Source organism: Xanthomonas cannabis, from assembly GCF_040616535.1.
Taxonomy (GTDB): Bacteria; Pseudomonadota; Gammaproteobacteria; order Xanthomonadales; family Xanthomonadaceae; genus Xanthomonas; species Xanthomonas cannabis.
Map to the genome: position 1 here is coordinate 2,511,641 of NZ_CP136580.1, position 24,758 is coordinate 2,536,398.

Annotated in this window: 16 protein-coding genes and 5 tRNA genes; 12 read left to right on the forward strand and 9 right to left on the reverse strand. The window is 65.7% G+C overall.

Features of this window, described 5'->3' with window-relative positions; all coding sequences use genetic code 11:
- The first annotated feature begins 133 nt into the window (after window positions 1-133).
- The 3 genes from edd (at window position 134) to RZV17_RS10720 (ending at window position 4,198) form a co-directional block, all read left to right on the forward strand.
- Window positions 134-2,050 (forward strand): phosphogluconate dehydratase, encoded by a 1,917-nt coding sequence (edd, locus tag RZV17_RS10710; protein ID WP_355603260.1) that lies wholly within the window; start codon window positions 134-136, stop codon window positions 2,048-2,050.
- 52 nt (window positions 2,051-2,102) lie between these two features.
- Entirely contained in the window at window positions 2,103-2,762 is a 660-nt protein-coding gene (locus RZV17_RS10715) for a bifunctional 4-hydroxy-2-oxoglutarate aldolase/2-dehydro-3-deoxy-phosphogluconate aldolase (RefSeq protein WP_039409030.1), read from the forward strand.
- A 491-nt stretch (window positions 2,763-3,253) separates the two neighbouring features.
- The gene (locus RZV17_RS10720) at window positions 3,254-4,198 is read left to right on the forward strand and encodes an IS1595 family transposase (RefSeq protein ID WP_355603263.1); all 945 of its coding nucleotides are present in this window, start codon (window positions 3,254-3,256) and stop codon (window positions 4,196-4,198) included.
- Window positions 4,199-4,293: 95 nt separating this feature from the next.
- On the opposite strand, the gene RZV17_RS10725 is transcribed toward RZV17_RS10720, so the two are convergent.
- Genes RZV17_RS10725 through RZV17_RS10735 form a run of 3 tightly spaced genes read right to left on the reverse strand, consistent with a single transcriptional unit; the run spans window position 4,294 to window position 12,007 of the window.
- Window positions 4,294-7,377, reverse strand: a complete 3,084-nt coding sequence (locus tag RZV17_RS10725; RefSeq protein WP_355603266.1) for an efflux RND transporter permease subunit — start codon at window positions 7,375-7,377, stop codon at window positions 4,294-4,296.
- Complete coding sequence (locus RZV17_RS10730; RefSeq protein WP_355603269.1) at window positions 7,374-10,880, reverse strand: efflux RND transporter permease subunit; 3,507 nt, start codon at window positions 10,878-10,880, stop codon at window positions 7,374-7,376. The genes RZV17_RS10725 and RZV17_RS10730 overlap by 4 nt, the downstream gene beginning before the upstream one ends.
- The gene (locus RZV17_RS10735; protein WP_355603272.1) at window positions 10,877-12,007 is read right to left on the reverse strand and encodes an efflux RND transporter periplasmic adaptor subunit; all 1,131 of its coding nucleotides are present in this window, start codon (window positions 12,005-12,007) and stop codon (window positions 10,877-10,879) included. Before RZV17_RS10735 ends, RZV17_RS10730 begins: the two co-directional genes overlap by 4 nt.
- 204 nt (window positions 12,008-12,211) lie before the next feature.
- Between RZV17_RS10735 and RZV17_RS10740 the strand changes: the two genes are divergently transcribed.
- The 6 genes from RZV17_RS10740 to RZV17_RS10765 all read left to right on the forward strand — a co-directional run bounded on the left by RZV17_RS10740 (window position 12,212) and on the right by RZV17_RS10765 (window position 14,122).
- Window positions 12,212-12,604: a cytochrome c gene (locus RZV17_RS10740; protein WP_047694883.1), complete on the forward strand. Its 393-nt coding sequence runs from the start codon at window positions 12,212-12,214 to the stop codon at window positions 12,602-12,604.
- 8 nt (window positions 12,605-12,612) lie between these two features.
- Entirely contained in the window at window positions 12,613-13,071 is a 459-nt protein-coding gene (locus RZV17_RS10745) for a cytochrome c (RefSeq protein ID WP_355603276.1), read from the forward strand.
- 92 nt (window positions 13,072-13,163) lie between these two features.
- Window positions 13,164-13,239 (forward strand) — tRNA-Ala (locus RZV17_RS10750).
- Between the two features lie 47 nt (window positions 13,240-13,286).
- A tRNA-Glu gene (locus RZV17_RS10755) sits at window positions 13,287-13,362 on the forward strand.
- Window positions 13,363-13,923: 561 nt separating this feature from the next.
- Window positions 13,924-13,999 (forward strand) — tRNA-Ala (locus tag RZV17_RS10760).
- Window positions 14,000-14,046: 47 nt separating this feature from the next.
- Window positions 14,047-14,122, forward strand: a tRNA-Glu gene (locus RZV17_RS10765).
- Window positions 14,123-14,348: 226 nt separating this feature from the next.
- On the opposite strand, the gene RZV17_RS10770 is transcribed toward RZV17_RS10765, so the two are convergent.
- Together RZV17_RS10770 and RZV17_RS10775 are read right to left on the reverse strand one after the other, a co-directional pair.
- Window positions 14,349-14,612 carry a hypothetical protein gene (locus tag RZV17_RS10770; RefSeq protein ID WP_184371175.1) on the reverse strand — a complete coding sequence of 88 codons (264 nt, stop codon included), beginning with the start codon at window positions 14,610-14,612 and terminating at the stop codon, window positions 14,349-14,351.
- Window positions 14,613-14,923: 311 nt separating this feature from the next.
- Window positions 14,924-15,010, reverse strand: a tRNA-Leu gene (locus RZV17_RS10775).
- A 138-nt stretch (window positions 15,011-15,148) separates the two neighbouring features.
- On the opposite strand from RZV17_RS10775, the gene RZV17_RS10780 reads away from it, so the two are divergent.
- The gene (locus RZV17_RS10780) at window positions 15,149-15,529 is read left to right on the forward strand and encodes a response regulator (RefSeq protein ID WP_039409661.1); all 381 of its coding nucleotides are present in this window, start codon (window positions 15,149-15,151) and stop codon (window positions 15,527-15,529) included.
- 174 nt (window positions 15,530-15,703) lie between these two features.
- Window positions 15,704-19,408, forward strand: coding sequence for a PAS domain S-box protein (locus tag RZV17_RS10785; protein ID WP_338122374.1), 3,705 nt, complete (start codon window positions 15,704-15,706; stop codon window positions 19,406-19,408).
- A gap of 325 nt (window positions 19,409-19,733) precedes the next feature.
- Here RZV17_RS10785 and RZV17_RS10790 read toward each other — a convergent pair whose 3' ends face one another.
- Together RZV17_RS10790 and RZV17_RS10795 are read right to left on the reverse strand one after the other, a co-directional pair.
- Complete coding sequence (locus RZV17_RS10790) at window positions 19,734-22,097, reverse strand: Tex family protein (RefSeq protein ID WP_047694888.1); 2,364 nt, start codon at window positions 22,095-22,097, stop codon at window positions 19,734-19,736.
- A gap of 102 nt (window positions 22,098-22,199) precedes the next feature.
- Window positions 22,200-22,427, reverse strand: a complete 228-nt coding sequence (locus RZV17_RS10795) for a hypothetical protein (protein WP_039409670.1) — start codon at window positions 22,425-22,427, stop codon at window positions 22,200-22,202.
- A gap of 189 nt (window positions 22,428-22,616) precedes the next feature.
- Between RZV17_RS10795 and RZV17_RS10800 the strand changes: the two genes are divergently transcribed.
- Window positions 22,617-23,828, forward strand: a complete 1,212-nt coding sequence (locus RZV17_RS10800; RefSeq protein ID WP_355603279.1) for an FAD-dependent oxidoreductase — start codon at window positions 22,617-22,619, stop codon at window positions 23,826-23,828.
- Between the two features lie 235 nt (window positions 23,829-24,063).
- Here the strand turns inward: RZV17_RS10800 and RZV17_RS10805 are convergent, their stop codons facing one another.
- Entirely contained in the window at window positions 24,064-24,528 is a 465-nt protein-coding gene (locus RZV17_RS10805) for a hypothetical protein (protein ID WP_166744373.1), read from the reverse strand.
- Complete coding sequence (locus tag RZV17_RS10810) at window positions 24,525-24,722, reverse strand: PspC domain-containing protein (protein WP_029219975.1); 198 nt, start codon at window positions 24,720-24,722, stop codon at window positions 24,525-24,527. Before RZV17_RS10810 ends, RZV17_RS10805 begins: the two co-directional genes overlap by 4 nt.
- Between the last annotated feature and the right edge of the window lie 36 nt (window positions 24,723-24,758).

A 24,758-nucleotide genomic window follows, 5' to 3' on the forward strand; every position in this document is an offset into this window, starting at 1 on the left:
CCTCGCAGGAGGCGATCTTGCGCGAGTCCTTTGCGAGAGCCGATCTCGTGCGACACCTTCGCAACAGCCCGCACATCCATGTGCGGGGAATCAAAAGCGCATTTCCTTTCCCGTTTCTCATAGCCGGTAGCCAATGAGCCTGCATCCGAACATCCAAGCTGTCACCGACCGTATCCGCAAGCGCAGCGCGCCGTCGCGCGCGGCGTATCTGGCCGGTCTCGATGCCGCCCTGCGCGAGGGACCGTTCCGTAGCCGTTTGAGCTGCGGCAATCTTGCCCATGGCTTTGCTGCGTCCGAGCCGACCGACAAGTCGCGCCTGCGCGGTGCGGCCACCCCCAATCTGGGCATCATCACCGCCTATAACGACATGCTGTCGGCGCATCAGCCGTTCGAGCATTATCCGCAGCTGATCCGCGACACGGCGCGTTCGCTCGGCGCCACCGCGCAGGTCGCCGGTGGCGTACCGGCCATGTGCGACGGCGTGACCCAGGGCCGCGCCGGCATGGAACTGTCGCTGTTCTCGCGCGACAACATTGCCCAGGCGGCCGCGATCGGCCTGAGTCACGACATGTTCGACAGCGTGGTGTACCTGGGCGTATGCGACAAGATCGTGCCGGGGCTGTTGATCGGCGCGCTGGCATTCGGGCACCTGCCGGCGATCTTCATGCCGGCCGGCCCGATGACGCCGGGCATCCCGAACAAGCAGAAGGCCGAAGTGCGCGAGCGCTATGCCGCCGGCGAAGCCACCCGCGCCGAACTGCTGGAAGCGGAATCTTCGTCTTACCACTCGCCCGGCACCTGCACCTTCTACGGCACCGCCAATTCCAACCAGGTGTTGCTGGAGGCGATGGGCGTGCAGTTGCCCGGCGCCTCGTTCGTCAACCCGGAATTGCCGCTGCGCGACGCGTTGACCCGCGAGGGCACCGCACGTGCGTTGGCGATCTCCGCGTTGGGCCAGGATTTCCGCCCGTTTGGCCGCCTGATCGACGAGCGCGCCATCGTCAACGCGGTGGTCGCGCTGATGGCCACCGGCGGCTCGACCAACCACACCATCCACTGGATCGCGGTGGCACGTGCGGCCGGCATCGTGCTGACCTGGGACGACATGGATCTGATTTCGCAGACCGTGCCGCTGCTGACCCGCGTCTATCCGAACGGGGAGGCCGACGTGAACCGCTTCCAGGCCGCGGGCGGCACCGCGTTCGTGTTCCGCGAGCTGATGGACGCCGGCTACATGCACGACGACCTGCCCACCGTGGTCGAGGGCGGCATGCGCGCCTACGTCAACGAGCCACGCCTGCAGGACGGCAAGGTCACCTATGTTCCGGGTACCGCGACCACCGCCGACGACAGCGTGGCGCGCCCGGTCAGCGATGCCTTCGAAGCGCAGGGCGGGCTGCGGCTGCTGCGCGGCAACCTGGGGCGGTCGCTGATCAAGCTGTCGGCGGTCAAGCCGCAGCATCGCAAGATCGAAGCGCCGGCGGTGGTGATCGACACGCCGCAGGTGCTCAACAAGCTGCATGCCGCCGGCGTGCTGCCGCACGATTTCGTGGTGGTGCTGCGCTACCAGGGCCCGCGCGCGAACGGTATGCCCGAGCTGCATTCGATGGCGCCGTTGCTGGGCCTGTTGCAGAACCAGGGCCGCCGCGTGGCCTTGGTGACCGATGGCCGCCTTTCCGGCGCGTCGGGCAAGTTCCCGGCGGCGATCCATCTCACCCCCGAGGCGGCGCGCGGCGGCCCGATCGGACGCGTCCGCGAAGGCGACATCGTGCGTCTGGACGGCGAAGCCGGCATCCTGGAAGTGCTGGTCTCGGCCGAAGAATGGGCATCGCGCGAGGTGGCGCCGAACACCGCCGTGGCGGGCAACGACCTGGGCCGCAACCTGTTTGCGATCAACCGGCAGGTCGTCGGCCCGGCCGACCAGGGCGCGATCTCCATTTCCTGCGGCCCGACCCATCCGGACGGTGCGCTGTGGAGCTACGACGCCGAATACGAACTCGGGGCCGATGCGGCCGCGGCGGCCGCACCGCACGAGTCCAAGGACGCCTGACCCCTTACCCTCTGCGCGGCCGCCCCGGCGGCCGCCGTCTAATGGAGTTGCAATGACGATTGCCCAGACCCAGAACACCGCCGAACAGCTGCTGCGCGACGCCGGCATCCTGCCGGTGGTCACTGTCGACACGCTGGACCAGGCACGCCGCGTCGCCGATGCGCTGCTGGAAGGCGGCCTGCCCGCGATCGAGCTGACCTTGCGCACGCCGGTGGCGATCGACGCGCTGGCGATGCTCAAGCGCGAGCTTCCCAACATCGTGATCGGCGCCGGCACCGTGCTCAGCGAACTGCAGTTGCGTCAGTCGGTGGATGCCGGCGCCGACTTCCTGGTGACCCCGGGCACGCCTGCACCGCTAGCGCGCCTGCTGGCCGATGCGCCGATTCCGGCCGTACCTGGCGCAGCGACGCCGACCGAGCTGCTGACCTTGATGGGCCTCGGCTTCCGGGTGTGCAAGCTGTTCCCGGCCACCGCCGTGGGCGGTCTGCAGATGCTCAAGGGCCTGGCCGGTCCGTTGTCCGAGCTCAAGCTTTGCCCCACCGGCGGCATCAGCGAAGCCAACGCGGCCGAGTTCCTGTCGCAGCCCAACGTGCTGTGCATCGGTGGTTCGTGGATGGTGCCCAAGGACTGGCTGGCACAGGGCCAGTGGGACAAGGTCAAGGAAAGCTCGGCCAAGGCCGCGGCGATCGTGCGCCAGGTGCGTGCGGGCTGAGTGCTGGACACTTTGTTCGGCGAATTGATGACCGGATGTGAGGGATCCAGCGCGTCGGAAAGGACGTGCTGATCCTCTCAACAAGGTTTGGAGACCCAGTACTCATGCGTGGTGGTTGCCACTCCAACCTCTTGATCGCAGGCTGAAAAACGATCTTTTTAAGCGTCGCTTGCTACGCGACTTTGCTGATCGAAGCCATGGCGATGACAAACCGTGGCGGCAGCGTGGCGGGGGATTGGCGCAGAGCGGCACAGGGATGTGCCGCGACGGCGCGTCAGACAGGATGTCTGCCGCGCCGAAGAGCTGATCCCCGGCCGGGCTGCCGCCTCTCACCGAAGCCAGTGGCTAACAGGCAGGTGCCTCGGTCCCCGTATCAACCGGAGAGCCGTACCCTCACCCTAACCCCTCTCCCGGCGGCCTGATTAGCGCTGTGTCTCAGCTGGTGATGCTGCCTGGGTTTAGAAATGCAGGATCTTCAGTGAGATACGACGATGACGTTCAATCGGATCCAGTTCCAGAAGGGGCTCTCGATTCAGGCTTTTCTGAGCCGTTATGGCTCGGAGGCGCAATGTGTCGAGGCGTTGATGCAAGCCAGATGGCCTAATGGCTTCGTGTGTCCGCAGTGCGGGCACACGCATGCCAGTCGCTTTGAACGCGGCCACCAGCAGCTGTGGCAATGTACGCGCTGCCGGGTACAGACCAGCTTGACCGCCGGCACGCCGATGGCGGACACCAAGCTTTCCTTGCAGGTGTGGTGGCTGGCCATCTATCTGGTGAGCCAAGCCAAGAACGGAATTGCCGCGCTGGAACTGGCTCGGCAGTTGGGCGTCTGTTATCGCACTGCATGGCGGATCAAGCACAAAGTGATGGCGGCGATGGCCGATCGCGAGCAGTCACGCCGGCTTGAGGGAGAGGTCCAGATCGATGATGCCTATCTGGGGGGCGAACGCGCCGGTGGTCCCGGAGAACCGCAGTGGCGCAACAAAGTGCCCTTTATCGCAGCGGTTTCCTTGCAGCACGGGCGCCCGCAGTACCTGCGCCTGGATGTGGTCTCCAGCTTCCGAAGAAGCGTCGTGCACACCTGGGCCCAGCAGGCACTGGCACCGGGCACCCATGTGGTCAGTGACGGGCTGACCGCCTTCACCGGCGTGGGCTGGGCAGGCCTGAGCCACGATGCCATCGTGACCGGAGGCGGCCGCAAGGGCGCCCAGCAGCCTCGTCTGCGTTGGATCAACACGATCCTGGGCAATCTCAAAACCGCCCTTAGCGGCACCCACCATGCGGTGAACTTCGCGAAATACGGCGCGCGCTACCTGCATGCGCATGCCTACCGGTTCAATCGCCGCTTCGACCTGGCCGCCATGGTGCCGCGTCTCGCCAGCGCCTTCGCCAACGCGGGAAGGCGCACAGAGCGGCAACTACGTACGCCCAGCTGAGACACAGCGCTAATCAGGTCCCGGCGGGAGAGGGGCTTGATGCATCGCGCGCCTTTCAAGAGCCACAGCCGCATTGTTAGGCAGCACCTCGTTCGCTACTCCAACGCAGCGTTCATCGGCGTTGTCTTCGGCACACCGCGCGCACGTCGTACCAGCGCCGCTGCGCCGTTGCTCATGTCATCCAGAATGGCGTAGATCGTCGGCAGGAACAGCAGGCTCACCACCGTCGAAAAGGCCAGGCCGCCGGCAATGGCACGCGCCATCGGGAAGTACGGCGGGCCGTCGTTGAACATCGTGGTGCTGGTCAGCGAGATCGGCACCATCGCCAGGATGGCGGTACCCATGGTCATCATGATCGGCCGCAGCCGCTCGCGTGACCCCTCCACCAGCGCCTGCGTGCGCCCCATGCCGCGGCGGCGCAGATTGTTGATGTGCTCGATCATCACGATGCCGTTGTTCACCACCACGCCCATCAACACCAGGATACCGATGAAGGACATGATTCCGAACGCAGTGCCGGTGATCCAGAACAGCCAGAACACCCCGAAAATGGAAAACAGCACGCCGCTCATGATCGCCGCCGGGAACAACAGCGACTCGAAGACGGCGGCCATCACCACGTAGATCATCACCAGCGCGATCACCAGGTTGAACACCATCTGGCCCATCGCCTCGCCATCGTCCTGGTAATCGCCGCCGTCGAAGGTGTAGCTGTAGCCGGCCGGGAAACGCATCGCCTTGAGCGGTTTTTCCATCGCAGCGCGCGCCTCCGGCACGGTGACCTTCTCCGCGAGGTTGGCCTTGATGGTCAGCGTGGTCTGCCGATTGGTGCGACCGATCTGGGTGGCGGCCGGACGGATCTGCACCTCCACCAGGCTCAGCAACGGCACGCTGCGGCCATCCTTCGTGCGCACCGTAAAGCTGGCCAGGTCTTCCGGCTTGCTCTGTTCGGCACCGGCAAAGCGCACCCACACCGGCACCTCGTTGTCGCCACGCCGGAACTCGCGCAGCGGCGTGCCACGCAACGCCAAGCCGACGAAGCTGGCCACCTGCTCGGCACTGAAGCCGAACGCCGCCGCCCGCTCCCGATCCACCCGAATTGCCAGTTCGCTGGTGCGATCGCCGGTGTCCACATGCACGTCGCGCAGCTCCTTGCGTTGTGCCAGCAGCGGAATCACGTCGTCGGCCAACGCCTTGAGCGCCTCGGTCGAATCGCCGACCAACTGCACCTGTACGCCTTGATTGCCGCTGCCGCCGTCGCCCTGATTGCCGATGCTGTAATCGGCACGCGCAGACCGCGGCAGCTCCTTGCGGATTTGTTCCAGCAAAGGCGGCAGGTCCTTGACCTTGCTCGCATCGAAGGTCACCACGGTATTGCTGCCTTCCACCTCGCTGAACCACGAATAGATCTGCGTGATGTGGTATTTGGCGCGATTGGCTTCGAGATAGTTTTCCACCCGGCCGATCTCATCGCCCAGCTGCTCGCGCGTGTACGAGCCCTTCCACTGATACTGGATATAGGCCTCGTTGCCGCCATCGCCACCGAACATGTCGACCTTGGTCAGCTTCATCGGCACCAGGCTGATCGCACTGACCAGGATGATTCCGGTGACGCTCCAGCCGCGATGCGCCAGCGTCCATGCCAGCACGCGCGCGTAACGCCGCTGCAGCCGCGCGATCACGCCGCGCTCGGAGGTCACCATCGGCGGCGTCTTCATGCGCGCCGACAGCATCGGAATGAGGCTGATCGCCACCAGCCACGACGCCAGCAGCGACACCGAAATGGTGATCGCGATCTGCGCCATGAAGATGCTGATGTTGTTGGTCTCGCCGAACAGGTTCGGCACGAACACGATGCAATGGCAGAGCGTGCCGGCGCTGAGCGCGATCGCCACGCTACGCGTGCCCAGTAGCGCCGCCAGCTGCGGTTGGCCGGGCATGCGCTCGCGCTCCTGGTAGATGCTTTCCACCACCACCACGGCGTTGTCGACCAGCATGCCGACCGCCAGCAACAGGCCCATCATGGTCAGGATGTTGAGCGTGACACCGACGAAATACATGAAGCCCAGCGTGATCGCAAAGCAGATCGGGATGGCCAGCGTCACCATCAGCGTGGAGGGCCAGTGCCGCAGGAAAAAGAACAGCACGGTGATCGACAGCAGCAACCCTACCGCGCCGGCTTCGGCCAGTTCGGCCAGCGACGAGGTCACCGCCTTGCCCTGATTGTCGATGACCTTGACCTGCACATCGCGCATTGCCGGCTCGGCGCGGATGTCCTCGACCTCCTTCAAGGCCAGCCGCGAGACGTCCACCAGGTTGGCGCTGCGCTCCTTGTAGATATCCAGACCGATCGCCGGCCGCCCATCGAGCCGGCGACCGTAGTTCATGCGGGTCGGCTTCAGGCGTACCTGGGCGATATCGCCCAGGCGAAGACCCTTGGCGTTGAGCACCAGCTCGCGCAATTCCTGCAGATCGCGCAGTTCGCCGATCGGCTGCACGCGGATGCGCTGGCCGTTGTCGTCGATCTGGCCGGCAGATACCGAGAAATTGAGCTTGCCCAGCCGCTCGCTCAGGTCGTTGAGGCTGAGGTCGTGCGCGGTGAGGCGGTCCGGTGCGATGGCGATTTCGACTTCGTTCGGCGGCGCGCCGGAAATTTCCACCTTCGCTACGCCGGGGATGCGCTCGATGCGCCGCTTGAACTCGCGGTCCAGCATGTCATAGGCGCCGGTCAGGTCGGTCTGGCTGGCCAGGCGCACCTTGAGCACCGGCTCGTCGCTGCTGGACCACTTGAAGATGTGGAAGCGTTGCAGATCATCCGGAAAATCGTCGCGGATGGCATCCAGACGCTCGCGCGCGTCCGAGGCGGCAATGGCGATGTCGCGATCCCAGTCGCTGAACTCGATAAAGATATTGGCGCCATCGGCAGTGGCCGTGGAGCGCATGCGCTTGATGCCGGTCATCGTCGCCAGGGCTTCTTCGGCCGGCCGCACCAGGTTGCGCTCCACCTCATCCGGGGTGGAGCCGGTGTACGGCAGCTGCACGAACAGGAATGGCGCGGAGATGTCCGGCAAGGCTTCCAGCGGCAGCCGGAACGCGGCGATCAGGCCCACCACCACCAGCGACACGAAGCACATGATGGTGGTGACCGGCCGGCGGATGCTGAAGGCGGCAACGCTCATAGCGCCTCCAGTCCGTCGGCATGGCCGCCGGCGGGCGCCTCGCGTCGTGCCATCCGCCGGCCACGCTCCAGGTAGTAGGCATCGGCACGCCGGTCCAGCAGGTCGTACACCACCGGTATCACCAGCAAGGTCAGCAACGTCGAGACCAGCAGGCCGCCGATCACGGTGATCGCCATCGGTGCGCGCACCTCCGCGCCCTCGCCCATGGCCACTGCCAGCGGCAGGAAGCCGAACAAGGTGCACAAGGTGGTCATGATGATCGGACGCAAGCGCGAGCGTGCGCCTTCGATCAATGCCTCGCGCTTGGGCACGCCGTCTTCGCGCAGCTGGTTGACCTTGTCGATCAGGATGATCGCGTTCTTGGTCACCAGCCCCACCAGCAGGATCAGGCCGATGAACACCACCACCGAGACCGGCTTGCCGGTCATCAGCAGCGCCAGCACCGCGCCCACCATCGCCAGCGGGATGGTGAACAGGATGACGAACGGATGCAGCAGCGATTCGAACTGCGAGGCCATCACCAGATACACCAGAAAGATCGCCAGACCGAACGCGAACAGCAGCGACTTGACCGACTGCGCCAGTTCCTCGCCCTGCCCGCCGATGTGCATGCCCACGCCGGCAGCGAGCGGGTCCTTGCGCACCATCGTCTCCACTTCACGCACCGCGCCACCCAGGTCGATGTCCTTCAGGCCGGCCGACACGATTGCCACCCGCGTCTGATCGGCGCGATGGATCTCGCTCGGGCCGGTGGTCGCCAGCACTTCGGCCACTGCCGCCAGGCGCACCGGCCGGCTGCTGCCGGGGTTGACGATCAGCTGGCGAATCGCCTCCACGCTGGCGCGGTCGCTATGCTGCGCGCGCACCAGCACATCGATCTTGCGATCGCGAAAGCTGTAGCGCGTGGCCACATCGCCGCGCACCTTCTTGACGATGACATCGGCGATCTGCCGCGTGGTCAGCCCCAACGCACCGGCGCGCTCCTGGTCGAAGCGGATCTGGATTTCCGGGAAGCCTTCCTCCACCGTGGACTTCACGTCCGCATAGTGGCCATTGGCGCGCAGCATCGCCGCCAGCTTCTGTCCGGCCTGTTCCAGCTCGCCCAGATCCTGCCCGCGCAGTTCCACTTCCAGCGGCGTCGAAAAACTGAACAACGCCGGCCGCGCGAAATCCACCTGCGCACCCGGATGCCCGGCCATGCTGCTGCGCAGCCGCTGCGTGGCGGCGGCTTCCACGTCCGGGCTGCCGCCGCCGGCCATCACCACGGTGAGCTTGCCGATGTTCTCGCCGCTCTCGGTGGGATTGGCATCCAGCCGCGTGCCGCTGCCGCTGACGCCGTACAACGAGGCAACGCCGGGGTCCTTGTCATGGGCCAGCTGCAGCTCGCGCACCAGCGCATCGGTCTGCGCCAGGGGCGTGCCGGACGGCAGTTTGACGGTCATTTCGAAGCGGTCCTGGGCCAGCTGCGGAATCAGGTCCGCGCCCAGCATCGGCACCAGAAACACCGTGCCGATAAATGCGGCCGCTGCCAGACCCAGCACCAGGCCAGGACGCCTCAAGGCCGCCGGCAACATCGCCAGATAACCACGCTCGGCACGCCCATACGGCGCCATCGCCAGGTCGCTGGCCTTGCGCATCACCGGCCCCACCACCCGCGCAATGCCGCGCCACAGTTTGACCACCGCCCACGCTGTGCCGAAGAACGCATACCGCACGCCCGCTCCGGCCCCGCGCCGCCCGGCGGCCACCGGCTTGAGCCAGCGCTGCTCCGGCTGCCACTGCGGGTGGCTCGGCTCGTCCGGGAACGCCATCGGCGGCGCGCCCTTGAGCGAACTCAGCATCGGGATCAGCGTCATCGACACCACCAGCGAGATCGCGATCGCAATCGCCACCGTCAACGCCTGGTCGCGGAACAACTGCCCGGCGATGCCTTCCACGAACACCAGCGGCAGGAACACCGCAATGGTGGTCAGCGTGGAGGCCATCACCGCCATGCTGACTTCGCGGGTGCCGGCAATGGCCGCGTCCAGCACGCTCAAGCCGCGTTCGCGTGCCTTGGCAATGCTCTCCAGCACCACGATCGAGTCGTCCACCACCAGGCCGGTAGCCAACGCCAGCCCGCCCAGCGACATCACATTGAGGCTCAGCCCCAGCTGGCCCATGAAGAAGAACGTGGTGATGATCGACACCGGTAACGACAGGCTGATCACGAATGTGCTCCAGCCATCGCGCAGGAACAGGAAGATGATCAGGATCGCCAGCACGCCGCCGATCACCGCGTCTTTCTTGACGTCGCTGATCGCATGCTCGATGAAGTGCGATTGGTCTTCGATGGTGGTGATGTCCACATCGCCCGGCACCGTCGCCTTCAGTTGCTCCAGGCGCTTGCGCAGCGCCGCCGCCGTGGACACGGTGTTGGCGTCACCTTCCTTGTAGATCGCCAACTCCACTGCTTCCTTGCCGCCCAGGCGGATGATCGCCTCGCGTTCCTTGTAGCCCTGGCGCACCTGCGCCACATCCTTCAGCCGCACCGGCATGCCGCCGGCAATGCTGCTGCTGGACGCCGACGAAGTGCTCTGCACTTCGGCTGCAGCTGCAAGCGCTGCTTGCGAACCGGTGGACGCCGCAATGGCATACATCTGCTGCATCGCCGCTTCGGCCGCGCTGCCGCTGCTGCTCTGCGTGGTCACCAGCATGTTGCGGATCTCGTCCAGATCCACGAACTGGTTCACCGTGCGCACCAGATAGCGTTGCGAGCCCTCTTCCAGCCGGCCGCCGGAGATATTGACGTTCTCTTCCTTGAGCCGGGTGATCACGTTGTCGATGGGCAGATTGAGCTGGGCCAGCTTCTGCTGATCGATATCGACCTGGATCTCGTCTTCCAGCCCGCCACCGACCTTGACCGCGGCCACGCCGGCCACGGGTTCAAGTTTCTTTTTCAGATCTTCATCGGCGTAACGACGCAGCCCGGTGAGCTGGCGGATCGCATCGGTGTCGGAGGCCGGCGCCTGCTTGGGCGACAACGCCAGCCGCATGATCGGCTCGGTGGAAGGATTGAAGCGCAGCAACACCGGCGGCTTGGTTTCCAGCGGCAGCGACAAGGCTTCCATCTTGTCGCGCACTTCCAGGCTGGCCTGGTCCATGTTGGTGCCCCAGGCAAACTCCAGCACCACATCGCTCTGCCCGGTGCGCGAGATCGACTTGAGCTTGCGCAGGTTCTTGACCACGCCAACGGCTTCTTCCACCGGCTCGGTCACCAACGTCTCGATTTCCGCTGGCGCCGCACCGGTGTATTCGGTGCGCACGGTGAGCGTGGGATAGCTCAGGTCCGGCAGCAGATTGACCTTGAGGCTGCGCAGCGCGATCAGGCCGAACAGCAGCATGGTGACGGTGATCATGGCGATGGTCACCCGTCGCCGCGTGGCGAAGGCGACCAGGCCACCACCGGGCGATGGTGCATGCGGGTCGTGCACGGGACCGTGCGGGTTGCCGTGGTCACTCATGCGTGCGTCTCATCGCGTGCAGCAGCCGGAGCAGCGGCGACCGGCTTGCGATCGGGCTGGCCGATCACCTGCACGGCAGTGCCATCGCGCAGCGCCACCTTGCCGGCCGTCACTACCTGATCGCCCTCTTTCAAACCCTGGCGCACTTCCAGCCACGGCCCTTCGGCGTAGCCCAGCTTCACCGCTACGCGACTGGCCTTGCCATTGCGCACCACGAACACCGCCGGCTCGCCATCGTCGAGCAACGCCAGGCGCGGGATCACCAACGCATCCTTGCGCTGGTCGTAATCGATGCGGATGCGCCCGAACATGCCCGGCTGCAGCGACTCGGCGCCCTTACCGAACGCGCAGACCACCCGGAACGTGCCGCTGCCCGAATCCACCACCGGCGCAATGCGGTCCACCTTGCCGACGAACTGCTGGCCGGGCAGCGCATCGGCCAACAAGGTCACCGGCTGGCCGGATTTGAGCGTGGCCAGCTCGCGCTCGGGCACGTTGAGCGTGGCTTCCAGCTGCGAATCGTCGACGATGCGAAAGATCGGCGTGTTGATCTGCACGAAGTTGCCGGTCTTGATCGAACGCGAGGCGATCACCCCGGAAATCGGCGCCTGCACCGTGGTGTAGGACAGCTCCAGCGATGCCAGACGGTGCTGCGCGCGGCTGTTTTCCACATCGAACTTGAGCTGATCCACATCCGCTGCGCTCACCAGTTGCTGGCCCACCAACTGCGTGGCACGGCGATAACTGTTTTCCAGCTTGCGGAGTTGCGCTTCGCTCTGCGCCACTGCCAGGTGCGCGCGGTCCGGATCCAGTCGCACCAGCGCCTGGCCGGCTGACACCTTCTGACCTTCTTCCACCAGCACCGCCAGCGCAACGCCCGAGGTCTTGGCCACCACCTGCGCTTCGGCGCGCGGCTCCAGCGCTGCGGTGCCGGTGTAACTGGCGGCCACCGCGCGCCGCGCCGCCTTGGCGGTCTCCACCGGCACCGCGTCCACGGTCTTCTTTTCTTCTGCAGCCTTGGCCTCGCCCTCTCCTGCCTTGCAACCGCCCAGCAGCAGGCTCGTGGTGATCAACAATGCGGCGGCGCAGGTTCCGCTGCGGCCGGGCAAGAAGGAGAATGGCGACATCGTCGTGTCCTAGTGGATGCGTGAACAGGTGTTGTAGGCAAGTAAACCACCTGGGCACATATGCCGCCAATGCGCCAAAGGTCATGGTCTGTTCAACTTCGCGTATTCACCCCGTTTGCGCCGCGCCAAATCGCAGGCATACTCGGTCCGGTTCCGTAACGCCCCCACGTGCGGACGCTCAATCAGTCTTCCGGATACGAAACCATGCGCCCGCAGCCGCTCGCCGCTTGTCTCGCTCTGGTCGTCTTCCTGCCGTTTGGGGGCGCATCAGCAACACCATCCGTCACGCCTGCAGCTCCGGCCACGCCGGCACCTGCCACGGCCGCCCCCGCACCCGCTGCACCGTCCGGCAATCCGTCCAACGGTCGCCTGCTTGCCTATACCTGCCAGGGCTGCCACGGCGTCACCGGCTACAAGAACGCCTACCCCAGCTATCGCGTGCCCAAGATCGGCGGGCAGTCTGCCCAATACCTGACGCAGGCGCTGACCGAGTACCGCCAGGGCAAGCGCAAGCATCCGACCATGCAGGCGCAGGCACAGAGTTTTTCCGAGCAGGACATCGCCGACATCTCAGCCTTTCTGTCCACCCTCAAATAAGCGCCCACATGCCGAACGCCCTGCACGCTCCGCGTCTAGCCATCGTCCTGGTCGCTGCCCTGATGGCGGCCTGCTCCCAATCCCAGGTCGAGTCCACCGATCACTCCGCCGGCGATGCCGGCCACGCCAGCGGCGAACATGGCTCGGGCTCCTCCGCCGGCCTGCCGACCGGCCGCGCCGATGCCGGCGACAAGCTGGCACATGCCAAGGGCAAGGCCACCGGCCAGAGCTGCGTTGATTGCCACGGTGCCGACGGCAACGCGCCAATCGACCCCAGTTATCCCAAACTCGGTGGCCAGTACGGCGACTACCTGGCGCATGCATTGCAGGCGTATCGCAGCGGCGACCGCCAGCATCCGTTGATGACCGCGCAGGCGACTGCACTGAGCGACCAGGACATTGCCGATCTCGCCGCCTACTTCGGTGCGCGGCAGACCCAGCTGCGTGACCTGAACGGCGTCAAGTGAGCCGGCGCGGCGCACGCGCGCCGTCTCATTCGGAATGAAAAAGCGCTTGCGCGAACATTCACAGGCCGCTATCATTTCGTTCTCAGTTTCGTGGGGCCATAGCTCAGCTGGGAGAGCGCCTGCATGGCATGCAGGAGGTCGGCGGTTCGATCCCGCCTGGCTCCACCACTTCAGACATTAGGCCGTCTAAAGTGACAACTCAGGTTTTGATACGCGTCCCCATCGTCTAGAGGCCTAGGACACCACCCTTTCACGGTGGACACCGGGGTTCGAATCCCCGTGGGGACGCCAATCATCCAAAAGCCCCGGCAATGCCGGGGCTTTTTTATGCGTTTTGCGTGCGCTTGTGACCGCAGGGCCGCGCGCTGCTGCGGGCGCGCTGCAGCTGTCCTGCGCCACGACGTGCATTCCGCTTCAGCGCCGCTTCGCCCTCGCGTGCATGTGAACTGATGACGGCCACTGCTCCGCGAAAGAGTACACGCGTAACCTCAGCGCGGGCGAACGCGCCGATGCCTCACCTGTGCAGAGATCGATCTTCGTTTCCTGCGCCATGCGTCCAGCGCCTGCTCGTTCCAAAAGATCTTGCAGCAAGCACGGCATTGCAGTGGACAGTGCGTAACGTCAGCAAGCGCGTCCACGCATGATGCAGCGCGCCGTGCCACGAACGACGAGGCGCCCAGAATGCGAATGCGCCACTGATGGCAAGCCCGCGAAGAACGCAGAACGCAGCAGGCACTTTCGCGCGCGTGGCCATGCCGTCATCGACGCGCAACGATGGGCGCGCATCTTTTTTGCGCAGATCGCTTCCCAAAGTCGTTTTCAGTCGCTATGATTGCCGGCTCGCAGCAACGCGGGGCCATAGCTCAGCTGGGAGAGCGCCTGCATGGCATGCAGGAGGTCGGCGGTTCGATCCCGCCTGGCTCCACCATTTCAGACATTAGGCCGTCTGGTTTGGACAACGAGGTTTTGATACGCGTCCCCATCGTCTAGAGGCCTAGGACACCACCCTTTCACGGTGGACACCGGGGTTCGAATCCCCGTGGGGACGCCAATCATCCAAAAGCCCCGGCAATGCCGGGGCTTTTTTTATCTGACGATCGATGTCCCGCGAGCTGCAGGCTCGTCACTCGCGTCCATATTCGAAGACCTGGCGCCTGTGTGCATCCTTCACTCTTGCCTGCCTGCAGTGCACACGCATGCACATCCCGACGAGCACCGACGATCACTCGCGCGGCAGGAGCAGCTTGCGCGACCGGCACATGTTGGGTGCAGGAGCCTCAGGCCTGGCCATCATCCAGTGCCTTGCGACCTTCGTGCGTCAGATCGATGTCGCCGTCTTCGGCCTGTGTGGCATAGCCCGCACGTACCGCCCAGTTTCCCTCTTCGTCCGATACCGGCTTGGTATCGTGGATGTCGCGAAGAATGCGCAATTGCTGCGAAGAATCGTAGTCCATGGAGGCCACCTGTTTGAAGGAGACCTCCACGGTACGCACCGTGCGTGATGGTTGCGTGCCTGCGCTGTTGTCGGCGGCGATGGACAAACACGCCATTTCAGCGCCACACATGTGGTCGCCACACGCGGCGAATCGACGGCATGGGCGAAGCGAATGAGGGCGCACATTGCTTCGCATGGAACACGAGGCGCATTGCGTGAACTGCCAAACGCAGCGGCGCCGCATATGCGGGCATCAAACAAGCGACAGCACCAGGCCGGGTTCCAGCGCGATCAACACGCCGGGTGCACGCGCGGATAAAACGCCGCCGCTGCTGCGTGCGCTCAATCGCCAGCCCGCCAATAGCAAAAAGCCCCTCCGGCGGTTGCCGGAAGGGCTTTGCTGAAACCGTAACATTCTGGTGCCGAAGGTGGGACTCGAACCCACACGCTTTTAAGGGCGGCGGATTTTGAGTCCGCTGCGTCTACCGATTCCGCCACTTCGGCGTGGCCGCGCAGTATAGCGACTTGAGAATGAAACGAACAGTGTCACAACGCGCCTGACGAATTCAGGTGCCTGAGGCGTCGGCGGCACCGTGCCTGGTCAGGGCCGATATACTGGCCGACTTGGTGAAGGAGTAAGCAATGTCGGTGTTGCGTGGAGTTCGGGTACTCGTGGTCGAAAACGATGACATGAATGCCATGCTGCTCGAGTTGCAACTGGTCCATGCTGGCGCGGCCGTCGCCGGCCCGGTCGGCGAAGTCCATCAGGCCCTGCGGTTGATCCAGGACGATGCGCCCGATATCGCCGTGCTGGACTATCGGCTGGGCAACGGGGAGACCAGCGAGCCGGTTGCGCGGTTGCTGTCCGAGCGCGGCATCCCGTTCGTGCTGGCCACCGGCGTCGCCAGTACCAGCATCCCTGCCGGCTTCGAACGCGGCGTGATCCTCACCAAGCCCTATCTCTCCGAGGAACTGGTCAACGCTCTCTTGCGTGCCCGGCAGCTGAGCGGCGCCAGCAGCTGAGACGTGCGCCCTGCCCTGTCGCAGCCTGACCGATGATCGCGGCCCGGGTTGCCAGCCGACCGGTTGCCACTAAAATCCAGGCATCGAAGACGACAGGCGGGTTGCTGGATGGAAAGTGCCGTGTCGCCGTATGCCGGCTTGCTGCCGGAGACGAGCGAAACTGCCGCCCTGCTCTTGGCGTCTGCATGCGCCGCCGATCCGCTGCTGTGCGGTCATCCGGCGCTGCGTACCTCCCTATCGATCTGCCTGCATGCACGACATCCGATGCTGCTGGTGTGGGGCGAGCACGGGTACTGCGTTTACAACGATGCCTGCATCGACACATTGGGCGAGCGTCACCCGGCCGCGTTCGGCCGGCCGCTTGCCGAGCTGACTGGCGCCGACGCCACGGACACGCTGCCTGCCGGTGTACGCGCCGCCTTGAATCTGTCGACCTGGTCGTGCAGCCCAGTGCTGGATGCCGGCCGGCAGGTGGGTGCGCTGTATGTCGCCGCTGCACCTGTCAAGGCGACAGATCGGTCAGATCGCAGTGCGGCGACGCGCGTCGCAACGCCAGCGCTCGACCAGGCTCCGGCTTTCATGGCGGTGTTGCGTGGCCCGGACTACGTCTTCGAGACGGTCAACCAACGCTTCCACGATCTCGTCGGAGAGCGGCCGCTCCTCGGCCGTCCCTTGCTGGAGGCGATGCCGGAAATCGCCGACCAAGGGTATCTGGCACTGCTCGACGACGTGCGCCGCAGTGGGCGGCCTTTCATCGGCGAATCGATGACGGCCTACCTGCAGCGCACGCCGGGCAGCGCGCCTGACGAAACCTTCGTAGACTTCCTGTACCAGCCGATGCGCGACAGCGATGGGCGCGTCGACGCGATCCTGGTGCATGGTTTCGATGTCACCGCGCAGCGCCGCGTCGAGAGTCGCGACAGCTTCCTGTTGATGCTCGAAGACGCCCTGCAGCATGTCTCCGATCCGCGGCACATCATCGACACCAGCGTGCGCCTGCTGGGCGAACATCTGCAGGCCAACCGGTGTGCGTTCGGGCTGGCGGCCGCCGATGGCGGCACCATGCACGTCATCAGCGATCACGTGCAGGACATGCCCAGCCTGCAGGGCGATTTTCCGCTGGAAGCAGCACAGGGCCTGCGCGACGCGCTGCTGCAAAACCGCCCCTGGTTCACCACCGACGCGATGGCGCCCGGGGCGCCGGACTATGTGGCCGAGCAGTATCGTCGCTCGGGACTGCGCGCCTCGCTGGCGATTCCGCTGCACAAGCACGGCCGGCTGGTGGCGGCCATCGGTGTGCATCAGCGCGCACCGCGGCGTTGGTTGTCCACCGAAATCGAGCTGGTCCGTCTGGTGGCGGCACGCTGCTGGGAGTCGATGCAACGCGCCAAGGCGCAGCAGCAGCTGGCAGCGAGCGAGGCGCGCCTGCGCCGCCTGGCCGACACCTTGCCGCAGATCATTTTCATTGCCGGAGCGGATGGCCAGCCGCGCTACTTCAACCAGCGCTGGTACGAATACACCGGGCTGGACCCGGCCGACCACGAGACCGCCGCCTGGCACCAGGCCCATACCGCCGACGGTCTGCGTCTGTCGGGACAGGCCTGGCAGGACGCGCTGCAGGGCGAGCGCGCCTACGAAGTGGAGTGCGAGCTGCAGCGTCACGATGGTCAGGCGCGCTGGCACCTGACGCGCGCACTGCCGGTGCGTGGCGACGATGGTGGTATCAGCGAGTGGATCGGCACCTATACCGACATCCACGACCGCCGCACCTTCGAGCAGCAACTACGTGAAAGCGAGATCCGCTTCCGCGCACTGTGCGAGACCGTGCCGGCGATGATCTGGATGGCCGATGCGCAAGGCGATTGCGTCTACTGGAACCCACGCTGGTACCACTTCACCGGACAGGCCGAGGATCAGGCGCTGGATCAGGGATGGTGGGACGTGATGCATCCGGACGATGCCGGGCGCGTGCGCTTGGCATTCGAACAGGCGCTGCAGCGGCGTGGCGAATTCCTGGCCGAATACCGGGTACGCCGCCATGACGGGCAGTACCGCTGGTGCATCGATACCGCCTCGCCGCACTTCGCGAGCGACGGGCGCTTCTTGGGGCATATCGGCTCGCTGACCGATATCTCCGAGCGCAAGCTGATCGAAGACGCCACCGCGTCCGACCGCGCGATCCTGAGCCTGATTACCACCGGCGCGCCATTGCCGGTGGTGCTGGATGCCATCGCCCTGAGCGTGGAAGCACGCGGCGAGATCGCGCTGTATTGCTCGGTGATGGTGCTCGACGAGGTACGGCACACCCTGAGCTTCGGTTCGGCGCCGCATTTTCCGGTCGATTACCCCGGCCCGTTCGAGCCGGTGCCGGCAGGGCCGGAAGGACCACCGTGCGCACGCTCTGCGCATCTTGGCCAACAAGTCGTCTGTGCCGATATCCAGGCCGAACCCAGCTTCAGCCGCCACCATGCGGTGTCGGCGGCACTGGGCATCGTGGCGTGCTGCGTGACGCCGATCCTGTCCAGCGACGGCCAGGTGCTGGGGACGCTCAACATCTATTACGACCGCCCGCATCTGCCCTCGCTGCGCGAGCAGGCCATGGCCCGCTCGGCGTCGCACCTGGCCGGCATCGTGATCGAGCGGACACGGGTGGACGCCAGGCTCGCATTGTCGCTGCAGGCAGAAACGGCCGCGCGTAACCAGGCGGAGCATGCCAACCGGGTCAAGGACGAATTCCTGGCCACCCTGAGCCACGAGCTGCGCACGCCACTCAACGCCATCCTGGGGTGGTCGCGGCTGATGCAATCGCAGACCTTCGCACCGGACAACCTGGGCAAGGGCCTGGTCATCATCGAACGCAGTGCGCGTGCGCAGACCCAGATCATCGACGACCTGCTGGACATGAGCGCGATCCTGTCCGGCAAGATCCGGCTGCAGGCCGAGCATTTCGACATCGCCGGGCTGGCGCGCAGCACTGTGGAACTGATGCAGCCGGCCGCGCTCGCACGCGAGATTGCGTTGGACCTGGACGCACCGGTCGATGGCGAGCTGTGGTTTTTCGGCGATGCCGGGCGCCTGCAGCAGGTGCTCTCCAATCTGCTCAGCAACGCGCTCAAGTTCACCGCGCCCGGCGGCAGCGTGCGGGTGGGCCTGGAGGTGGACGACGGGCGTCTGCGCCTGTGCGTGCACGACAGCGGGATCGGCATCGCGCCGGATTTCCTTCCGCATGTTTTCGACCGCTTTCGCCAGGCCGATGCCGGTACGACACGCCGCGTGGGCGGCCTGGGACTGGGCCTGTCGATCTCCCGCCAGCTGGTGGACCTACATGGCGGCAGCCTGGGCGCTTCCAGCCCCGGTGCGGGCCAGGGCTCGACCTTCACCATCGTGCTGCCGTTCCAGCATGGCGTCAGCGATTGGCGCCCCGCGTCGGCCGAGCTCGCGCCTTCGGGACCGCTGCCGGCCGACTGCCATGGTCGCCTGGCCGATGTGCGCATCCTGCTGGTCGATGACGACCAGGATTCACGCGAGGCAGTGATGCAGTTCTTGATGCTTGCCGGCGCACAGGTGCAGGCGGCCGGTTCGGTGGATGCGGCCGAGCACTGTCTGGCTGCCGCGCCGTTCGATGTGCTGGTCAGCGATATCGCGATGCCGCTGCGCGATGGCTACGATCTCATCCGCACGGTGCGTGCCGGCCGCGCCGATCTGCCGCGGCACATCCCGGCGATCGCACTGACCGCCTATGTGCGCGAAGAGGACCGCGACCGTGCCGTGGTGGCCGGTTTCGATGCGCATATGGGCAAGCCGGTGGAGCCGCCCGGGTTGGTGGATCTGATCGAACGTCTGGTAGTGCCCGCACGCACGCGGCATGGCGCGTCGTGATGGCCTCAAGGGAAGGCGGCAGGCTGCTGACAGCGCCTGCAATCAGGCCGAGGTGATGCCCACGGCCCGCAGCAGCCGGCGGCATGGATCACGCGCAATCACACCTGCCGCCCGCGCACGGACACCGCGTGCGTGCTGCCGGGCGGACGTGCCGGGGCGCGAGAAACGTAGGTGTGCCGTTGTTTCATAGCGGCTGGGCAGCAGCGTCCCGAGGCGACTGAGCACACAGGGACAACGGTCGCAGCGGCGGTCATGCCGCGCCGCGACCTGCTGGGTAAGGCCGCCCCCCACCCTGCCCCGACCACGTCGGCCGGGGCGCCTTGGCTCAGCTGCGCTTGGCGCGCGCGAACGCGGCCGCCAACGCGTTGTCGGCCGGGGGCGCGGTGATGCGCGGCTTGTTGTTGCCGGCTGCCGGCCCACGTCCGCCGCCATCGCGGCGACCCTGCCCGGGCCCGCCATGACCGCGCGCCTCGCGCGATGGCGCCGTGCCGTCGGCCGGTGGCGGCGTGTCGGACAGGCGACAGGTGAGCGCGATGCGCTTGCGTGCCACGTCCACCTCCAGCACCTTGACCTTGACGATGTCGCCGGCCTTGACCACATCGCGCGGATCCTTGACGAAGGTATCGGCCAACGCGGAGATATGCACCAAACCGTCCTGATGCACGCCGATATCGACGAAGGCGCCAAACGCGGCCACGTTGCTGACCACGCCTTCCAGCACCATGCCCGGCTTGAGGTGCTTGATGTCTTCGATACCTTCGGCAAACTGCGCGGCCTTGAACTCCGGGCGCGGGTCGCGGCCGGGTTTTTCCAGCTCTTTCAGAATGTCGCGCACGGTCGGCACACCGAACTGCTCGTCGGTGAACAGCTCCGGCTTGAGCGCGCGCAGAAAGCTGCCATCGCCCAGCAACGCCTTGATCGGCTTGCCGGTATTGGCAACGATGCGCTCGACCACCGGATAGGCTTCCGGATGTACCGCCGACACATCCAGCGGCTCGTCGCCATCGGCAATACGCAGGAAGCCGGCGCATTGTTCGAAGGTCTTGTCGCCCAGTCGCGGCACCTTGAGCAGGTCCTTGCGGCGCTTGAACGGGCCGTTGTCGTCGCGATGGCGCACGATGTTCTCGGCCACGGTGCTGGACAAGCCGGACACCCGCGACAGCAACGCCGCCGACGCGGTATTGACGTAGACGCCGACTGCGTTGACGCAATCCTCCACGCGCGCGTCCAGCGCCTTGGCCAGGCGATATTGATCGACGTCGTGCTGGTACTGGCCCACGCCGATTGCCTTGGGCTCGATCTTGACCAGCTCGGCCAAGGGGTCCTGCAGCCGCCGCGCGATCGACACCGCGCCGCGCAACGACACATCCAGGTTGGGAAATTCCTTGGCAGCGAATTCCGAAGCCGAATACACCGACGCACCGGCCTCGCTGACCACGATCTTCTGCAGCTTGGTGGCTCCGCACAACGCGATCGCCTCACCGGCCAGTTTGTCGGTTTCGCGGCTGGCGGTGCCGTTGCCGATCGCGATCAGCTCCACGTTGTGCCGCATGCACAATGTCCTGATCGTCTGCAGCGACTGCTCCCACTGGCGTTTGGGCTCGTGCGGATAGATCGTCTCGGTGGCCACCAGTTTGCCGGTGGCATCGACCACGGCGATCTTGCAACCGGTGCGGATGCCCGGGTCCAGCCCCAGCACCACGCGCGGGCCCGCCGGCGCGGCCAGCATCAGGTCCTTGAGATTGTCGCCGAACACCGCAATCGCCTCGGCCTCGGCCTTTTCGCGCGCCTGATTGAACAGGTCCAGCAGCAGGTGCATGTGCAGCTTGGCACGCCAGGTCAGCCGGCACGCGTCGAGCAACCAGCGATCGGCCGGCCGGCCTTCATTGGAAATACCGGCATTGCGCGCCACCCGCCCTTCGGCGTACTGGTGGCCGGCTTCAGCATCGGTGCCAGGGTCCAGATCGAGATAGAGGATTTCTTCGCGGCGCGCGCGAAACAGCGCCAGCAGGCGGTGCGATGGAATCTTTGCCAGCGACTCGGCATGGTCGAAATAGTCGCGGTACTTGGCACCGGCCTCTTCCTTGCCCTCGGCCACCTTTGCGCGGATCACGCCGTGATCGTTGAGCCAGCTGCGCAGCTCGCCCACCAGGGCAGCGTCCTCGCCCCAACGTTCCATCAGGATGGCACGTGCGCCTTCCAGTGCAGCCTTGATGTCGGCCACGCCCTTGTCGGCGTCGATGAAGGCCGCAGCGGCCACTTCCGGCGCCTGGGCCGGATCGGCCAACAAGCCGTCGGCCAAGGGCTCCAGCCCGGCTTCGCGTGCGATCTGCGCGCGGGTGCGCCGCTTGGGCTTGTAGGGCAGGTACAGATCTTCCAGCCGCGACTTGGTATCGGCCGCCGCGATCTCGTTACGCAACTCGTCGCTGAGTTTGCCTTGCTCCCCGATGCTGGACAGGATCGCCGTACGGCGCTCTTCCAGTTCGCGCAGATAGGTCAGGCGCATTTCGAGGTTACGCAGCTGGGTATCGTCCAGGCCGCCAGTGACTTCCTTGCGGTAGCGGGCGATGAACGGAACACTGGCGCCCTCGTCGAGCAGGGCAATGGCGGCGCGCGCCTGGGCGGGCTGGGCACCGATCTCGTCGGCGATGGTGCGAGCGATCTGCTGGGCAAGCTGGCTATCGTGCATGACGGCGCGGGTAAACCGCTTCACTGAAAACCCGCATTTTCGCAGTGCAGGCCCGCCACGGAAACCCGTTGACAGCGCCGCCGTAAACCTATGCCGTCGCGCTCAGCTGGCGCGGTGGGCGTAATGGGTGGCGGCGCGCTCGACCAGGATGCTCTCCTGCAGCGATTCCAGCGCCATGACACGGATCTTGCCCACGTCCTTCAGCGGCACCATGCGCTCGACGTAGATCTCCGGACCACTGGCGGTCATGGTGCGCGACTTGCTGAAGCCGTAAGGCACAACGCCCTTGTCGCCATCTTTGCTGCCACCGACGTACAGGACAATCGACATGTCACACCCTCTTGCTGCAGTTGTTGCGTTGGGAGGCGCGAGCATAACCAGCGCGCCGTGAGGAGCTTTCCACGCACGTTAACGCCGGCTGTTTGCGGTTTGGTGACGGGCTGAAAGCCGCGCCCGCCTCACGACCGCTTCACCCCGCTTGGCCGTCCAATCTCGGACCGCCCGCACGTACGACATCGCATGGACCTCAAAAGCGGCTATCCCTTCTGGTCGATCCGCAACGGATTGATGCGCGCCTATCCGCGCCTGGAGCAGGCCACCCACAGCGAGGTCGTGATCGTCGGCGGCGGCGTCACTGCCGCGCTGATTGCCCACGAGTTGCTGCGCAATGGCCACGACGTCATGGTGGTCGAGCAACGCGAAATCGGCTGGGGCAGCACCTCGGCCAGCACCGCGCTGCTGCAGTACGAAATCGACACTCCGATGATCGAACTGGCCAGGCAGTACGGCATGCCGGCAGCCGCGCTCGCCTACCGCGCCTGCGCGCAGGCCATCGTCGATCTGCAGGACCTGTGCGACAGCCTCGGCGGCTGCGATTTCACCCGCCAGGACAGCCTGTACTACGCCAGCCGCGCGCGCGACCTCAACGACCTGCGCAGCGAGCTGGATGCGCGCCGGACGCATCGGCTGCCGGTGGAATGGGTCGAGCGCGAACCGTTGTGGCACGACTATGGCGTGCGCTCGGACGGCGCGATCCTCAGCCGCCTGGCGGCCAGCGTCGACCCGTACCGGCTGTGCTATCGCCTGTTTGCCGAATGCGAGCAATACGGCGCGCGCATCTTTGATCGCACCAGCATCGCCTCGATCGTACCGCAGGCGCAGCATGTCGAGTTGCGCACCGAAGAAGGCATCACGGTCCGCGCCGGGCACGTGATCATGGCGGCCGGCTACGGCAACCAGCGGTGGCTCTCGCAACGCGTGGCACGCAACCGCAGCAGCTACGCGTTCGTGACCGACCCGCTGCACGACAGCGACATGGGCGCGCTCAGGCACACCATGATGTGGGAGACCGCACGACCATATCTGTACATGCGCAGCACGCCCGATGGCCGTGTGGTGGCAGGCGGCGAAGACGACAATGTCGACATCCCCGCACGCCGCGATACGCGCGTGCAGGGCAAATTGAAGACACTGCTGAAGAGGATCGGCAAGACCATGCCGGACATGCGCCTGCGCCCGGTGTTTTCGTGGGCCGGCACGTTTGCCGAAACCGCCGACGGGCTGCCGTTCTTCGGAGCACATGCCGAACATGGCCCGCGCCTGCTGTTTGCGATGGCCTATGGCGGCAATGGCATCACCTATAGCGCGATCGGGGCTGGCCTGCTGCGTGCGCAGCTGGAAGGCAGGCCGCATCCACTGCACGCGCTGTTCGGGTTCGAACGATTGGGTTGAGCGCGCCGGGCCTGGCTGCGGCGTTGCCGGCCGGCTCCGTGGCAGATGTCGCGGCCGGCATTGCATCACGCAAGGATTGATCTCACTCGCCTGCACTGAATCGCACTGGCAAGCTCACGTTTCTACCGCGCGCAATGTAATCGCCTGACGCATCAGGTGCACGGCAAGCATCCGGAGCGCCTGACAGCCGACGCCTGCGATCAGCATGCGGCACCACCCCGTACCGAGCAGCGATTCAGCGCATCAGGCCCTGGACCGACCATGGCCACCATCCCTGCCCATGCAGCGCATAGGCATCGGCCGCACGCTCCAGCGGGTTGCGCACGTGGATGCCGCCACACAGCAGATACACCGGCAGAAACAGCGGCCCGAGCACCATGTATTGATAGACATGCGCACGCTCGTGGTCACCCAGGCGTACCGGCGGATCTTCACAACGGCCGGCCGCATGCGCGTAGGTGCTGCACTGCAGGTCCAGCGACGCCCCCTTGAGCAGGATCACATTGCCAAGCGTCATCGCCCCGCCCGGCCCCCACGGCCAGGCATGAAAGACGATGGCATGTTCCTGAGGCGACCAACGCGCACGTGCACCACCACAGCTGCCGATGAGACCCACCAACACGCCGAGCGCGGTATTGGGCAGGGTCCATAACGCGCCCAGCAGCAGCAGGGCCGCTCGCCCGCGCGGCGCCGGGTTCAATCGGCCTGGTTGGGGATCAGCAGCCACAGGATCAGATAGACCAGGATGCCGGGGAACGCGGCCGAGGCGATCGAGACGATGACGAACAACACGCGCAGCAGCGTGGAGCTCCAGCCGAAGCGGCGCGCGATGCCACCGACGACGCCGGCAATCATGCGATCGTTGAGAGAACGGGACAGTGCGGTGGTGGCCATGGGCAGACTCCTGAAAACGTGGCGGTCAGTCTAGAA

Coding starts and splice junctions, on each gene's coding strand:
- RZV17_RS10795 (WP_039409670.1), bottom strand. CDS start 22,427: ATGTCGATTGTCCTGTACGTCGGTGGCAGCAAAGATGGCGACAAGGGC.
- RZV17_RS10720 (WP_355603263.1), top strand. CDS start 3,254: ATGACGTTCAATCGGATCCAGTTCCAGAAGGGGCTCTCGATTCAGGCT.
- RZV17_RS10810 (WP_029219975.1), bottom strand. CDS start 24,722: ATGGCCACCACCGCACTGTCCCGTTCTCTCAACGATCGCATGATTGCC.
- RZV17_RS10735 (WP_355603272.1), bottom strand. CDS start 12,007: ATGTCGCCATTCTCCTTCTTGCCCGGCCGCAGCGGAACCTGCGCCGCC.
- edd (WP_355603260.1), top strand. CDS start 134: ATGAGCCTGCATCCGAACATCCAAGCTGTCACCGACCGTATCCGCAAG.
- RZV17_RS10780 (WP_039409661.1), top strand. CDS start 15,149: ATGTCGGTGTTGCGTGGAGTTCGGGTACTCGTGGTCGAAAACGATGAC.
- RZV17_RS10725 (WP_355603266.1), bottom strand. CDS start 7,377: ATGAGCGTTGCCGCCTTCAGCATCCGCCGGCCGGTCACCACCATCATG.
- RZV17_RS10745 (WP_355603276.1), top strand. CDS start 12,613: ATGCCGAACGCCCTGCACGCTCCGCGTCTAGCCATCGTCCTGGTCGCT.
- RZV17_RS10790 (WP_047694888.1), bottom strand. CDS start 22,097: ATGCACGATAGCCAGCTTGCCCAGCAGATCGCTCGCACCATCGCCGAC.
- RZV17_RS10740 (WP_047694883.1), top strand. CDS start 12,212: ATGCGCCCGCAGCCGCTCGCCGCTTGTCTCGCTCTGGTCGTCTTCCTG.
- RZV17_RS10715 (WP_039409030.1), top strand. CDS start 2,103: ATGACGATTGCCCAGACCCAGAACACCGCCGAACAGCTGCTGCGCGAC.
- RZV17_RS10730 (WP_355603269.1), bottom strand. CDS start 10,880: ATGAGTGACCACGGCAACCCGCACGGTCCCGTGCACGACCCGCATGCA.
- RZV17_RS10800 (WP_355603279.1), top strand. CDS start 22,617: ATGGACCTCAAAAGCGGCTATCCCTTCTGGTCGATCCGCAACGGATTG.